This is a genomic window from Streptomyces flavochromogenes (assembly GCF_000717595.1).
In the GTDB taxonomy this organism is placed as follows: domain Bacteria; phylum Actinomycetota; class Actinomycetes; order Streptomycetales; family Streptomycetaceae; genus Streptomyces; species Streptomyces flavochromogenes.
In genome coordinates this window covers 1-14,220 of the sequence record NZ_JNZO01000061.1, presented here as the reverse complement: position 1 = coordinate 14,220, position 14,220 = coordinate 1, and the positions used below count along the sequence as shown (strand labels likewise).

The 14,220-nt window shown below is 71.4% G+C and carries 11 protein-coding genes; 5 read left to right on the top strand and 6 right to left on the bottom strand.

Translation table 11 applies throughout. From position 1 onward, the window contains the following. On the top strand, positions 1-99 hold a 99-nt coding region (locus IF00_RS47745), incomplete at its 5' end, for an acyl-CoA dehydrogenase family protein (protein ID WP_155525297.1). Between the two features lie 105 nt (positions 100-204). On the opposite strand, the gene IF00_RS0139740 is transcribed toward IF00_RS47745, so the two are convergent. Next, a complete protein-coding gene (locus IF00_RS0139740; RefSeq protein ID WP_209439852.1) occupies positions 205-1,482 on the bottom strand; it encodes an LCP family protein in 1,278 nt (425 codons plus the stop codon). A gap of 130 nt (positions 1,483-1,612) precedes the next feature. On the opposite strand from IF00_RS0139740, the gene IF00_RS0139735 reads away from it, so the two are divergent. Further along, positions 1,613-2,146: an acyl-CoA thioesterase gene (locus IF00_RS0139735; protein ID WP_030326880.1), complete on the top strand. Its 534-nt coding sequence runs from the start codon at positions 1,613-1,615 to the stop codon at positions 2,144-2,146. 103 nt (positions 2,147-2,249) lie between these two features. Here the strand turns inward: IF00_RS0139735 and IF00_RS0139730 are convergent, their stop codons facing one another. After that, positions 2,250-3,722 carry an LCP family protein gene (locus tag IF00_RS0139730; RefSeq protein ID WP_449336566.1) on the bottom strand — a complete coding sequence of 491 codons (1,473 nt, stop codon included), beginning with the start codon at positions 3,720-3,722 and terminating at the stop codon, positions 2,250-2,252. Between the two features lie 170 nt (positions 3,723-3,892). Between IF00_RS0139730 and IF00_RS0139725 the strand changes: the two genes are divergently transcribed. Further along, entirely contained in the window at positions 3,893-4,927 is a 1,035-nt protein-coding gene (locus IF00_RS0139725; RefSeq protein WP_030326878.1) for a glycosyltransferase family 2 protein, read from the top strand. 141 nt (positions 4,928-5,068) lie between these two features. On the opposite strand, the gene IF00_RS0139720 is transcribed toward IF00_RS0139725, so the two are convergent. The 4 genes from IF00_RS0139720 to IF00_RS0139705 all read right to left on the bottom strand — a co-directional run bounded on the left by IF00_RS0139720 (position 5,069) and on the right by IF00_RS0139705 (position 11,190). Continuing rightward, positions 5,069-6,829 (bottom strand): LCP family protein, encoded by a 1,761-nt coding sequence (locus tag IF00_RS0139720; RefSeq protein WP_030326877.1) that lies wholly within the window; start codon positions 6,827-6,829, stop codon positions 5,069-5,071. Positions 6,830-6,879: 50 nt separating this feature from the next. Further along, entirely contained in the window at positions 6,880-8,634 is a 1,755-nt protein-coding gene (locus tag IF00_RS0139715; protein ID WP_030326876.1) for an LCP family protein, read from the bottom strand. A gap of 268 nt (positions 8,635-8,902) precedes the next feature. Beyond that, on the bottom strand, positions 8,903-10,132 hold the full coding sequence (locus IF00_RS0139710) for an LCP family protein (RefSeq protein ID WP_030326875.1): 1,230 nt from the start codon (positions 10,130-10,132) through the stop codon (positions 8,903-8,905). A 305-nt stretch (positions 10,133-10,437) separates the two neighbouring features. Further along, on the bottom strand, positions 10,438-11,190 hold the full coding sequence (locus tag IF00_RS0139705; protein WP_030326874.1) for a TIGR03089 family protein: 753 nt from the start codon (positions 11,188-11,190) through the stop codon (positions 10,438-10,440). Between the two features lie 136 nt (positions 11,191-11,326). Between IF00_RS0139705 and IF00_RS0139700 the strand changes: the two genes are divergently transcribed. Both IF00_RS0139700 and manB read left to right on the top strand, forming a co-directional pair. Next, on the top strand, positions 11,327-12,865 hold the full coding sequence (locus tag IF00_RS0139700) for a peptidoglycan recognition protein family protein (protein WP_030326873.1): 1,539 nt from the start codon (positions 11,327-11,329) through the stop codon (positions 12,863-12,865). A gap of 104 nt (positions 12,866-12,969) precedes the next feature. Then, positions 12,970-14,052: a mannose-1-phosphate guanylyltransferase gene (gene manB, locus IF00_RS0139695; RefSeq protein ID WP_030326872.1), complete on the top strand. Its 1,083-nt coding sequence runs from the start codon at positions 12,970-12,972 to the stop codon at positions 14,050-14,052. Positions 14,053-14,220 lie beyond the last annotated feature (168 nt).

The following is a 14,220-nucleotide window of genomic DNA, read 5'->3' as shown; positions in this document are numbered from 1 at the left end:
TACCCCGTCGAGCGCATGATGCGCGACGCCAAGATCACCCAGATCTACGAAGGCACCAACCAGGTCCAGCGCATCGTCATGGCCCGCAACCTCCCGTAAGGGAGACACGACGAAGGGCGCCCCTCCCGGCCGGGAGGGGCGCCCTTCGTCGTCTGCGCGACCGGTTCGCGCGAGCCGTCTGCGCGAGCGGTCAGAACGACCGGGTCAGCTCTTCGACTCGACGGTGACCTTCTCGTCGTTCTGGATCTGCTGCACCAGCTGCTTCACCTTCGGCATGTCCCACTTGAGGGAGTTCTGCGGCGCGCTGCCCGAGATCGGGATGTTCATGGACTTGCCGTCGCCGCTGTTGATGCCCTTCATGGCGAAGAACATCTTCCCCAGGTCGTACAGCGACATGTCCTTGTCCACGATCAGCGTGTCCAGACCGGCGCCCAGCGTCGGGTACAGCGCGAACGGGTTGAGGATGGTGCCCGGCGTCGCCGCCTGGTTGGCCAGGGCGGAGAGGAACTTCTGCTGGTTCTTCGTCCGCTGCAGGTCCGACTGGGCGAAGGCGTAGCGGGTCCGGACGAAGGCCAGGGCCTGCTCGCCGTTGAGGGTCTGCGTGCCGGCCTGGAAGTTCGCCCCGGACTTCTTGTCCTTGAAGCCCTTCTCGATGTTCAGCTCGACACCGCCGAGCGCGTCGACGATGTTCGCGAAGCCGGCGAAGCCGATCTCGGCGTAGTGGTCGATGCGCAGACCGGTGTTGAACTCGACGGTACGGACGAGCAGCTCGGGGCCGTCCATCGCGTACGCGGCGTTCAGCTTGGAGCCGCCGCGCGCCGGGAACGACTTGCCCGACTCGGAGCCCACGAAGCTGGGGATCGTCACCCAGGAGTCACGGGGGAGCGAGACCATCGTGTTCCCGCTGGAGCAGGCCGCGAGGATCATCATCGAGTCGGTCCGCTTGCCCTCGGCGGAGCCGGTGTGGAGCTTCTTCTTCTCCTCGGCGGACATGCCCTCACGGCTGTCGGAGCCGACGATCAGATACGTCGTGCAGTCGCCCTCGGCCGGACGCTCGATGACCTTGGAGAGGTCGACCTCGTTGCGCATCTGCGAGCTGGCCCAGGCGTAGGTGCCGATGCCCCAGGCGGCGACGGCGACGACCAGGACGATCGAGCCGACCTTGATGCGCTTGCGCCAGTTCGGGGCGGGACGCCCGGGACCGCCGGAGCCGGGGCCCGGCGCGTACTGCGGCGGCACGGTGCCGCGTCCACCGCTCTGCGGGCCGCCGCCCTGCGGGCCGCCGTAGACCTGGCCCGAGCTGTAACCGGAGTCGTAGCCCGCGCCCTGCGCCTGCGTGAAGTTCGGGTTGTAACCCTGGTCGTGCCGAGGCGGCTGCTGCGGAACCTGCGGACGCTGCACATGGCTCATCCGGCGAGGTCCCTCGGGCTGGGAGTTCGCGCTGCCACGGCCGTAGCCGCCGTCTTCGGGCCAGTCATTCATGCCGACCAGTGTGCCGGGCCTGCCTTTACGCGCGACAGGGCGGGTGGAGGATCGGGCCGGTGCTGTTGCCAAGCTGATGCAAAGGGGACCGAACGGCGACCGCCGCAGGACCCGGCATATGGTGGAGGGCATGACAGATCAGGGCGATATTCCGGGCAAGCCCACCTCGGCCTCCCGCACCACCCTCAGCCACATCATGACCAGCCACGACACCAACCTCCTCGGTACGGTGCACGGCGGCGTGATCATGAAGCTGGTGGACGACGCGGCGGGCGCCGTCGCGGGCCGGCACTCGGGCGGACCGGCGGTCACCGCCTCGATGGACGAGATGGTCTTCCTGGAGCCGGTACGGGTCGGTGACCTGCTGCATGTGAAGGCCCAGGTGAACTGGACGGGCCGGTCGTCGATGGAGGTCGGCGTACGGGTTCTCGCGGAGCGCTGGAACGAGTCCACGCCCGCGACCCAGGTCGGCTCCGCGTACCTGGTCTTCGCCGCGGTCGACGCGGACGGCAAGCCGCGCCCGGTCCCCCAGGTCGTCCCCGAGACGGAACAGGACAAGCGCCGCAACCAGGAAGCGCAGATCCGCCGCACCCACCGGCTGGCCCGCCGCCAGGCGATCAAGGAACTCCGCGAACGCCGCGCGGCCGAGGGCTACGAGGACTGACGGCCGCCGGGCACGGCCGCTGCCGCACCGTCGACCCGCGCCCCGGCACGGCGGCCGGCCCGCACCGACGCGGCCCGGCCGTCCCCCGCCAGGGCCTCCCGCGTCACGGGCACACCACCCGGTCACCCGTCACCGCTTCGAACGGCCCGCCCCGTGCCGTCTCCTCGCTCCGAACCGCCGTCACGCCCTTGTAGTCGGCCCCCACCGTCACCCGCAGCGTCCCGCCCCGCTTCGCCACCGCCCGCAGCTCCGCCCCCGGCAGCGCCGCCGCGAGGGTCTTCGCCGAGCGGTCCCAGCGGGGGTCGTACTCCACGAGGGTCCGCGCCCGCTCCTTGCCGCTCCCGGTCATCGGCGTCCGGGTGGTGTCGAAGCCGGTCCCGCGCAGCGCGTCGTCGACCTTCCGGCCGAGCCCGTCCGTCCGGGTCCCGTTGTAGACCTGCACCCGCACGGTCCGCGGTGCCACATCCACGACCACGGCCTTCGGCGCCTTCGCCGAGGACGGGGAGCCCGGCTTCGAGGCGGCCAGGGGCCGGTCCTCCCGCAGCGCCTGGAACAGCTTCTGCGCCTTCGCCGCGTCCCACTTCACCGTCGACCCGATCCCCTTCACGGGAAAGCTCATGTCCCCGACCGGTACGGACACGAACTCCGACGACGCCGGTGTGAAGCCCCGCATCGCCTTGGAGAGGGCGAGCAGCTGATCCGTACCGAAGTCCTGATCGGCCCGGACGGAGCTCAGCATCGTCGTGGCGACCTCACGGAACCGCACCGGGTTGAACAGCACCCCGCCACTCGTGATCCGCTCGACCAAGGCCGCCAGGAACCGCTGCTGCCGCTGCATCCGCCCGATGTCCGCGGCCCCGTCGATGTGGCGGGAGCGCACGTACTGCAGCGCCTGCCCGCCGTCCAGCTCGTGGGTGCCGGCCGGCAGGTCGAGGCCGGTGTAGGAGTCCTTGACCGGCCGGGTCGTACAGATCTGCACCCCGCCGACCGCGTCCACCGTCCGCATGAAGCTGGTGAAGTCGACCTCCAGATAGTGGTCGATCTTGACGCCGGTCATCGACTCGACGGTCCGTACGGTCAGCGAGGGCCCGCCCTCCGCGTACGCCGCGTTCAGCTTCACCGGATGCGCGTGGTGCTTCTTGCCGCTGGTGAGATCGGTGTGCTCGGGCATCTCGGCGTACGAGTCACGGGGCAGGCTCACGACGCTCGCCCGCTCCCGGTCCTCCGAGATGTGGACGAGCATCACCGTGTCGGTGCAGCGGCAGGGCGCGCCGCCGAGCCGGTACTTCGCCTTCTCCTCGGGGGTGATCCGGTCCCGGCCGTCGGTGCCGACGACGAGGACGTTCATCCCGTGCCCGGCCTGCGGCCGGTTCTTCATGTCCTTGAAGGGGTCGACCCGGGTGATCCCGGTGTCGAGCCCGGTGACCAGCGCATGCCCGATCCCGCCCGCCGCGAGCACCGTCACGGAGAGCGCCGTCGCCATCCGCATCCCCCACCGGGGGCGCCTCCGCCGCCGGCGGACCGGCGCGGAACGGGCGGCGGGCCGGGGACGGGGCGTGCGGGGCGGTGTGGGCACGGACGGACACCTCCGCGGGTGTGACAAAGGGAACCGTGAGCACGGTAGGCCCATACGATCAGCGCAAGGCAGCACCACCCGGGCGGCACGCCCGCTGTCCCCCGTTCGCGGTAACGTGACGGGCGAAGCCGCCGTCGTCCGGGGGGCGACCCCCGACCCCCCGAGGAACCATGCTGCCCCCCGTCTCCGTGATCATGCCGGTCCTCAACGAGGAGCGGTATCTGCGCACCTCGGTTCGTCACATCCTGGAGCAGGAGTACGACGGCGAGATGGAGGTGGTGATCGCGCTCGGGCCGTCCACGGACCGCACCGACGAGATCGCCGCCGAACTCGTCGCCGAGACCGCGTCGGATCCTCGTGCCCGCGTCACGACCGTCCCGAACCCCACGGGTCGTACGCCCGCCGCGCTCAACGCGGCGATCGAGGCCTCGCGTCACCCGATCGTGGTGCGGGTGGACGGTCACGGGATGCTCTCCCCGAACTACATCGCCACGGCCGTCCGGCTCCTGGAGGAGACCGGCGCGCAGAACGTCGGCGGCGTCATGCACGCCGAGGGCGAGAACGCCTGGGAGGACGCGGTCGCCGCCGCGATGACCTCGAAGATCGGCGTCGGCAACGCCGCGTTCCACACGGGCGGCGAGGCCGGCCCCGCCGAGACCGTCTACCTGGGTGTGTTCCGGCGCGAGGCGCTCGAACGGCAGGGCGGCTACAACGTGGAGTTCATCCGCGCCCAGGACTGGGAGCTGAACTTCCGCATCCGCGAGGCCGGCGGCCTGATCTGGTTCTCGCCGGAGCTGCGCGTGCAGTACCGCCCGCGGCCCAGCGTCCGCGCGCTCGCCAAGCAGTACAAGGACTACGGCCGCTGGCGGCACGTCGTCGCCCGCTACCACCAGGGCTCGATCAACCTCCGCTACCTCGCCCCGCCGACCGCCGTGTGCGCCATCGCCGCGGGCCTGGTCGTGGGCGCCGTCCTCACCCCGCTCGGCTTCGTGATCCCGGCCGGCTACCTCGCCGCGATCACGGCCGGCTCGCTCCCGGCGGGCAAGGGCCTGTCGCTGAAGGCCCGCCTCCGGATCCCGGTGGCGCTGGCGACGATGCACATGTCCTGGGGCTACGGCTTCCTGACGAGCCCGCGCTCGCTGGCCGAGAAGGTCATCGAGAGCCGCCGCCCTGCCGTCCTGGCGGGCGAGACCGAGACGGTCTGACGGCTTTCTCCTCGCGACGCCTTTCCCGTGACGGCTCCCCGCGACGGCTTCCCCGGGACGCCTTTCCCGTGACGGCTTCCCCGCGACGGCTGACGGCCGGGTCCCTCACGGGGCCCGGCCGTCACGCGTACAAGGGGAAGGTCAGCTCTTCCCGTCCCACTTGTAGACCGAGTAGATGTCCATGCAGTCCGTCTTGTCGTCGGCACCCGCGGGCAGGTCGCCCGCGACGGACGTCGGCCTCTTGAACACGGTGCCCTCGCGCCAGTCCGCTCCGATGACGAGGGCGATGCCCTCGGCCTTGGCGTCGGCCCGGACCTTGGCGTCGGGCAGTCCGAGGGCCTTCGCCACGGACAGGGCGTTCGCCCTGCCCTGGTCGCCGGCGTCCTTCGGGTAGAGGACGACCGTGTCCTCGCGGGGCTGCGCCTCCTTGGAGGCTTCGGCCTGCGTGAAGCCCTTGCCCGTGAGGACCGTGGTGATCGCCTTGGCGCGGCCCTCGACGGGCGCCTCGTCGGTGCCCGCGGTGCCGTTGGCGACGGTCACGGCGAAGGAGCCGGGCGCCTCGGCGACCGTCTTCGGCTTCGCGGAGGCGCTCGCACTCGGCTTGGCCGCGGCCGCCTGGCCGTTCTTGTCGAGGGCGACGTCGTCGCGGAGCATCGCCCATATCTTGCTGGCGGCCGACGGGACCATGACCAGCTTGTTGTCGTCCTGAGCCCATTCCGTCGTCGGGACGGTCGCCGTCGTGAGGCGGTTCATCTTCACGTTCTTGAGCTGCATCGACAGGTCGAAGAGCTTCTTCACCGACTTGAGTTCGTCGGAGACCTGGATGGCGCTGGTGGCCGTCTCGGCGAGCCCCATCAGCTGGCCGGTGTCGCTCCAGGCGTTCTGCTTCTGGAGCTTCTCGACCATGCCGTTGAGGTACATGTGCTGGGCCTTGGCCCGGCCCTGGTCGTTGCCGAAGGCGTGCCGGGTGCGGAGCCACTGGAGGGCCTGCTTGCCCTGGATCTCCGTGGTGCCCTGGGGCAGCTTCAGGCCCGAGCCGCCCTTCACGAGCCGGGTCGGCTTGTCGTAGACCCCGGTCTTCACACAGACGGGGACGCCGCCGACCTCGTCGGCCATCGCCACCACACCCGCGAAGTCGATCATCATCCAGTGGTCGATGTAGACACCGGTGAGGCTCTCCCAGGTGGTCAGCGTGCAGCCGGGCCCCCCGCGTCCCAGCGTCTCGTTGATGGGCTCGTCGGTCGTCGCCGCGAACGTGGCGCCGTCCTTGCCCGTGCACTTCGGGATGGGCACGATGGTGTCGCGCGGGATGGAGACGATGGAGGCGTTCTGCCGGTCGGCGGAGACGTGCAGCAGCATCTGCACGTCCGCGAGCGGAGCCGCCTGACGCAGGTCCTTGCCTCCGCCGAGCGCCACGTTCTTGGCGTCGGCCCGGCTGTCGGATCCGATCAGGAGGATGTTGAGCGGGGTGTCGCCGAGGGCGTTCGGGGCGGCCTTCTTGACGCCGCTCTCGCCGCCCGCGCGCGAGCCGCCGCGGATGTTGCCGTTGAGGTGCTCGTAGTACAGGTATCCGGCGCCGGCCGTGCCGAGTATCAGCACCGCGAGCGTGATCGCGACCCAGCGCAGCACCTTGCGCTTGCCGGCCTTCTTGGCACGCCGGCGCGAGCCGCCGCGACGGTGGCCCGTCTGTCCGTCGGCGCCGCTGCCGTTCCCCGCGCCACGCCGGCGCTCGGCGCGGGTCGTCGTATCGGAGCCGGCGCTTTCGTCCGTCTCCTCGGGAGCGTCGGCCGGCCCGGCGCCGGTGGCAGCACCGGCGTCGTACAGATCGTCGTCCCAGCCCAGTTCACGGGCGCGCGGAACGCGTCCGCGCGTTCCCTCCCCACGCACGCTGTTCTGTCCCACCCCAGGTCCCCTCGTCAGTCAGGAGCGCGCCAAGTCCCGGTGTTTCCGGACTACTTGGCGCACACCTGCTTGTCAGCTTGTACCTTCTCGACGTCCGGCGCCTTCACCGGACCGTTGATGGGCACCCCCGCGCCCTTGAAGTCGGCACCGAGAACGAGCGTCATGGGCTCGCGTACCCCGGCGTCCTGCGTGCCCGGCTTGAGAGCCGTGGCGGCCAGCCCCATCATGTCCGCGAGCTTGCGGGCCTGATCGGCCTGGTTCGGTGCGTAGGTGAGCGTCGTCTTCGCCGCCTTCTCGGGGGCGTTGCTCTTGTTGGTGGAGCGGGTGACGCCTTCCTCGTTCTGCAGCCAGTTGATGGTCGACTGGGCCGCGCCCTGGATGCCGCTGCCGTTGAAGACGTCGACGCGTACGTCGACGGCCTCGGCGCGCGCGCCCTGGAGGAGCTTCGCCTGGGCCTGCGCCTGGGCGTTCTTGGCGTCCTGCTGCTTCTTCTTGACCTCGGTGAGCGAGGTGTCGGCCTGCATCGCGGCGAAGAGCTGGGGTGCCTGCGTCGGGTGCGGCACCACGGTGATCGGCTTGGGCTCGTCCGGGTTGTCGATGACCGGGAGGGTCGCGAACGCGATGTTCTTCGTGTCGATCCCGGAGAGCTCCCCGGCCAGGTCCTGGAGCTTGCCGAGGGACCCTATGCCCTTGTCGACGGTGAGCGCGTCCGTCGCCGCCTCGGCGAGGTCGTACAGCTTCGTCGGGCTGGTGAGCGTCTCGTTCGACTTCATCTGCCGGATCATCGAGCCGAGGAACTGCTGCTGGACCTTGATCCGGTCCAGGTCGCTCTTGTTGCCGAAGCTGGAGCGGGTGCGGACGAAGGCGAGCGCTTTCTCGCCCTCGATGACCGACTCGCCGGCCGGCAGCTTCAGATGCGACTTGGGGTCGTCGACGGCCTTCTCCACGCAGACCTTCACGCCGCCGACGGCCGTGGTCAGCTCCTTGACGGCGTTGAAGTCGACCATCATGAAGTGGTCGACGGTCAGGCCGGTCAGCTCCTTGACCGTACGCATGGTGCAGCCGGGGTCGCGGCCGTCCTGGCCGAGGCTCACGTTGAAGCGGGCCTGCCGCTGGCCGGGAATCGTGAGGATCCGGCCGTCCGGCTGACGCGTCTGGCACTCGGGGATCGTCGTCATCAGGTCGCGCGGGATGGAGAGCGCCGTGGCGTTCGTCCGGTCCTTGGAGACGTGGAAGAGGATCGTGGTGTCCGCGTGGCCGGGGCTGTTGTTGTCGCCGTAGCCCGAGTTGCCCTCGCCGGTCCGCTTGTCGGTACCGATGATCAGGATGTTGAAGGCCTCGCCCTTGCGGAAGCCCTGGCTCTTCGGGCCCACGGGGTCGACGACGTCGATGTTCCCGTCGAGCTTGTTGTAGAGCAGGTACGCGCCGGTCGCGCCGCCGACGAGGATGAACGCCATCGTGCCGCCGGTCCACAGCAGGACCTTCTTCTTGCGGGACGCGCCCTGCTTGCGCTTGCGGCGGCTCGCGGGCGACTCCTTGTCCCGGCCGCCGCCCGGCTCGGAGACCCGCCGACGGCGCTGGCCGGGCACGGGCGCCTCGGCGGGGGAGTCGACGGACGGGTCGGCGGAGGTGTCGCGCGACGTGGGAGCGGGAACGGTGGATCTACGAGGCCCGGACGGCGCCTGCGGCTGTGACTGCCCAGCGGAGTGGTCCAGTCGCAGTTCGTAGTTGCCCGTCTGCGGGTTGAGTACCCACTGGTCGGCGGGGTCGATCTCGTCCGCCCGTCCACGGCTGTGCGCGTCCACGGTTACTCGAGTCCTCCGTCGGTGCCACGCGAGGCGCCTCCCCCACTGGGCGCCGCTCTCTCGGTCGTTCGATCCTTGGTGAGTGCGACCACGCGGTCGGGGTGCACCGGATCGCGTCACACTATCCGCCCAGTTCAGCGCGGGGCGACGCGCGTGACAAATTCCACGCCCCTTACAACCGGGCAATTTGCTCAAACCTCATCCCTCCCGACCCTCCCCTTGGTGTGCCCTTTACTCACCGCCCCCGCGGCCCCCTCCGGTGGTCGTGCTAGGAGCACACCCCTTCCGCTGCGCTGCGCCCCGTGAAGGTCGGCGTCACGGAGGGAGCCGGGGTGTCGGCGTCGTCGGGCTTCCCGTCCGTCCCGTTCCCGCGCGTTCCCGTCCCGTCCTTCTTCTCGTCGCCCGGGGTCACCACGACGGCCCGGTCCTCCCGCAGCTGCTTGAAGAGTTGACTCGCCGCCGGCTGTACCAGTTCATCCCGGTTCGCGTTGTACGCGTACGGGCGCCGGGGGACCGTGAGGAACTGCACCTTCTCGGTCGGGATGGCCCGCATCGAACGCGCCAGGTCGTACAGGGCGCGCAGCGAGTCGAGCCCCTGGTCGGTCGTGATCGCCTTGGTGGCCGCGTCCAGGACCGGATAGAGCTTGGTCGGGTTCAGCAGCACCCCGTCGCTCTGCACCTTGCTGACCAGGGCGCCGAGGAACTGCTGCTGGCGGTCCATGCGCTCGGTGTCGCTGCCGTTGCCGATCGACTTCCGGGCCCGTACGAAGCCGAGGGCCTGCTCCCCGTGGAGGGTCTGGCGCCCCGCGGGCAGCTTCAGCTTCGCGGCCGGGTCGTTCACCGGCTCCTTGAGGCAGACCTCCACGCCGTCGACGGCGTCCACCATCTTCTTGAAGCCCCGGAAGTCGATCACCATGTGGTGGTCCACCCGGATCCCGGTCAGCTTCTCGACGGTACGGATCGTGCACGCCGTACCGCCGAACTCGAAGGCCCAGTTGAACTGCGCGAACTGCTCACGGGTCCGCGTCCCGTCCGCCCTGCGGCAGCTCGGGATCGTCACCATCAGGTCGCGGGGGAGCGAGACGGCCGTCGCGCTCTTCTTCCCCGCCGACAGGTGCAGCAGGATCGTCGTGTCCGAGCGCTGGGTGCCCTCGTCCTTGCCGTACTTCCGGTTCCCCTCGCCCGACCGGGTGTCCGAGCCGATGAGCAGGATGTTCCGGGCGGCCGAGGCGACCGCGGGCGGGCGCTCCTTCTCGTACCTCCGGAGCTCGGCGGCGGCGGTGGTGTCCGTCGTGATGTTGCCGTCGAGCTTGCGGTAGAACCACCAGCCGACCCCGGCCGCGGCCAGCACCACGAGCGAGACGCCGAGTGCCGTCCACCGCAGCCAGTGGCGTCGGCGGCGCGGCTCCTCCGGAGCCCCGGGAGCCGTGCCCTCCGTCGCGGTGCCCTCCGTTGCCGGGGGATCCGGTTCGGCGGGCGTACCCGCACGGTCCGTCACGTCTGAGTCCGTCCTTCATGGCGTCGGCGGCGCGCCGGGCGGCCGCCGGTCGTAGAAGGAGACGGCCGAACCCCACGCATGGTTGTGCGGAAGGAGTCGACTCTCCCCCTGGCCGATCATGTACCGGACGGGGCCCGGGGACGCGGGGACTCGGCGCGGTGCTAGGCCGAACGAGGGGGTGTCGGCGGTCATCCGGCGCCCGGGACGGTGGGGGCCGATGCCGGAGGAGCCTGACAAGGCGCTCGGCCGGGGTGAGGTGAGCGCCTGCGGGGCGGGAGGGCGGAGGCGGGTTCGGCGGGCGCGGCTCAGACCGCCGTGGTGGCCACCCGCTCGCTCTCCACGCGCTTGGCCAGGGACTCGGGCGTCAGCTGGTCCAGGTTCCGGCAGAGGACCACGGAGCCGCCGGCCGCGAGCGGGGCGTACAGGCCCGTCGAGAGACCCTTCCAGTCGCCGTAACCGAGCCCGGAGAGCAGCCGGGTGCCGGGGGTGAGGCCGAGGGCCTCCGCGTCCGCGCGGGCCTGCTCGACGATCTGGGCGCCGCCGCGTTCCGTACCGTCGACGACGAGCGCGGGCGCGCCCGGGTCGACCGGAACGAACGGGGCGAACCGGTCGCCCTGGCTCGGCACCTCCACCGCGTAGTCCGCGTACCCGGCGGGCGCGGCGGGGAAGCGGCGGCCCAGCGGGGCGAGGGAGAGCGCGATCCGCTCCCCGGAACAGGCGAGACCCGCCTCCAGCGTGTCCGGCCCCGCGACCACCAGGTCCGCGGCGGCCGGGTCGCCGCCCACCTCCGCGGTCACGCCGACGGACGAGCAGGCCAGCAGCCAGACGGCCGTCTGCCAGTGAGCGGGCAGCAGCAGCGCGAGCCGGTCGCCGGGCTCGGCGGACAGCTCGCCCTGGAGCAGGTTCGCCGTCTTCGCCACCCAATTGGCGAAGGTGGCGACGGACAATTCCACCCGCTCACCGGTGGCATCGTCGTAGAAGGTGACCAAGGGGCGGGCGGGGTCCGCGGCGAGCGCGGATCGCAGCAGGTCGGCGGGGGTGCGGTCGCTGGCGTTCACGCCGGACAGCGTACGCGCGCCGCCGCGCGGGGTCCGCCGTACCGGTGACGCCGTCCACCGGACGGCCCGACGGGGTGTCATTTTCCCGGCGGGTTCCCGACGCGCGGAACGGCCCCGGGGTACGCACGATCGGCCCATGCGTTGCTCACTCGCCTCCTCGATCGCCGTGACCTGCGCGACGGTCCTCGCCCTGCCGGTCTCTCTCGCCGCACCCGCGGCGGCCGCGGTGCCCTCGGCGCTCGGGCTGCCACCGGCGGCCTCCGCGCAGCCACCCGCGCCCGAACTGCCCGGCGCCACCCAGTCCCTGCCACTGGAGCCACTGGACGACAGCGACCGGGCGCTGGGCGGCGGGACGGACGACGCCGACGTCCAGGGACTCGCCCGACGCGACGTCAGGCCCTTCTCGCTCGTCGGTGTCGTGTGGGACGACCCGGCGGCCGCCCTGCACGGCGTCGTGCAGGTCCGCACCCGGGCCACCGGCGGCGGCGCCTGGTCGGAGTGGCAGGACGTCGAGACCCACAACGACGAACACGGCGCCGACCCGGACACCGCGGAAGGCCACGGACGGGCGCTGAAGGGCTCCACGGCCCCGCTGTGGGTGGGCGACTCGGACGGCGTGGAGATCCGGGTACGGGGGGACGAACCGCTCCCCGAAGGCCTGCGACTGGAACTGGTCGACCCGGGCGAGGCCCCGGGCGAGGCTCCGGCCCAGGACCCGGGCCAGGACCCGACGGCCGCGACCACCGTGACCGACGCCACGACGGCCACGACGGCCTCGGCGGTGACGGCGGCCTCGTGGTCCCGCACGGCGGCGGCCTCGCTGACCCTGGCCGGCCTGAACGCGGCGGAGGCGGCGGTGAGCGGGGTGAACGCCCAGCTCGCCCCGTACGGCGCCGCCTGGATCCCGGCCCTGTCGAAGGAAGCGACGGAGCTCACGCTTCCGTACACGCCGAACGTGCCGAGGGCGCCGGAGGCGATGGCCCCGCCGGCCCCCCAGGCCGTGCCGGACGAGGCGCAGGCCCCTGCCGAGGCCCAGGCCCCCGACGAGGTGGCCGCCGCGAAGCCGTACATCGGTCCCCGGCCCAAGATCATCACCCGCAAGGGGTGGGGCGCGGACGAGAGCATCCGCGAGAAGGGCTTCGTCTACACGAAGAGCATCAAGGCCGCCTTCGTGCACCACAGCGCCACCGGCAACAACTACACCTGCGCACAGGCCCCCTCCGTTCTGCGCAGTATCTACCGCTACCACGTCCAGAGCAGTGGATGGCGAGACTTCGGCTACAACTTCGCCGTCGACAAGTGCGGAAACATCTACGAAGGCCGGGCCGGGGGAGTGGCCAAGCCGGTCCTCGGCGCGCACACCCTCGGCTTCAACACCAACAGCATGGGCATCGCCGTCCTCGGCACGTTCACCAAGAGCACCCCGCCGGCCGCCGTCGTGACCGCCGTCGCCCGCCTGACGGCCTGGAAGCTCGGGCTCCACGGGGTCAACCCGAAGGGCTCCGCGTACCTCGTCTCCGGCGGCGGAAACCTGTACAAGAAGGGCAGCACGGTCAAGTTCAACTCCATCGCGGGACACCGCGACGGGTTCGCGACGGAGTGCCCCGGAGCACGGCTGTACGGCAAGCTCGGCACGGCCCGCACGAGCTCCGCGAAGTACCAGGGAAGGAGCTGATGGGGGCATCCGGGCAACCATCTGCCTAAACTGACCGGTCACATCGCACGGACGACCGGGACGGGCGAGCTGACCGGCCCCGAACAGGAAGCAGAGACGACAAGGTGACAGAAGCGATCCTCCTGGTCGGTGGCAAGGGAACACGGCTGCGACCGCTCACGGTCAACACGCCCAAGCCCATGGTTCCGGCGGCCGGCGTCCCCTTCCTGACGCACCAGCTGGCCCGCGCCCGTGCCGCCGGCGTCGAGCACATCGTGCTCGCCACCTCCTACCTGGCCGAGGTCTTCGAGCCGCACTTCGGTGACGGCTCGGCGCTCGGCCTGAGCCTGGAGTACGTCACCGAGGAAGAGCCGCTGGGCACCGGCGGCGCGATACGCAACGTCGCCTCGCGGCTGCACTCGGGCCCCGACGACCCGGTCCTCATCTTCAACGGGGACATCCTCACGGGCCTCGACATCCAGGCCCTCGTCGCCACCCACTCCTCCTCCGGCGCGGACGTCTCGCTGCACCTCACCCGGGTCGAGGACCCGCGCGCCTTCGGCCTGGTCCCCACGGACGCCACCGGCCGCGTCACGGCCTTCCTGGAGAAGCCTCAGACGCCCGAGGAGATCGTCACCGACCAGATCAACGCCGGCGCCTACGTGTTCCGGCGCTCGGTCATCGACAGGATCCCGGCCGGCCGCCCCGTCTCGGTCGAACGCGAGACCTTCCCGGAACTCCTCGCCTCCGGCGCCCACCTCCAGGGCATGGTCGACTCCACGTACTGGCTGGACCTCGGCACCCCGCAGGCCTTCGTCCGTGGCTCCGCCGACCTGGTCCTGGGCCGCGCGCCCTCCCCGGCCGTCCCGGGCCGCTGCGGCGACCGCCTGGTCCTCCCGTCGGCCCGCGTCGCCCCGGACGCCAAGCTGACCGGCGGCACCGTCGTCGGCGCGGACGCGGTCGTCGGCGAGGGCGCCCGCATAACGGGCTCCACGCTGCTGGCCGGCGCGGTCGTCGAACCGGGCGCGGTGGTCACCGATTCCCTGATCGGCGCGGGCGCCCGCATCGGCGCGCGCACGGTCCTGACGGGCGCGGTGATCGGCGACGGCGCGCAGGTGGGCCCCGACAACGAACTCCGCGACGGCATAAGAATCTGGTGCAACGCCACCCTCCCGGCCGGCACGGTCCGCTTCTCCTCCGACCAGTAGCCCGCCCGGCCAGCTCCCGGGCCCCCGCCGCCCTCGTTGTGGGCAGCTGTTCCGCTGGGGCGTGGGGGTCCCCGGACGGAGTCCGGGGGAGGGTGGGCACAACGGAACGGCGCCCGTTGCCGGGCCCGGGCTTCCGCGCCCTGACCGGCACCCGGGTGCGCGCCGCAC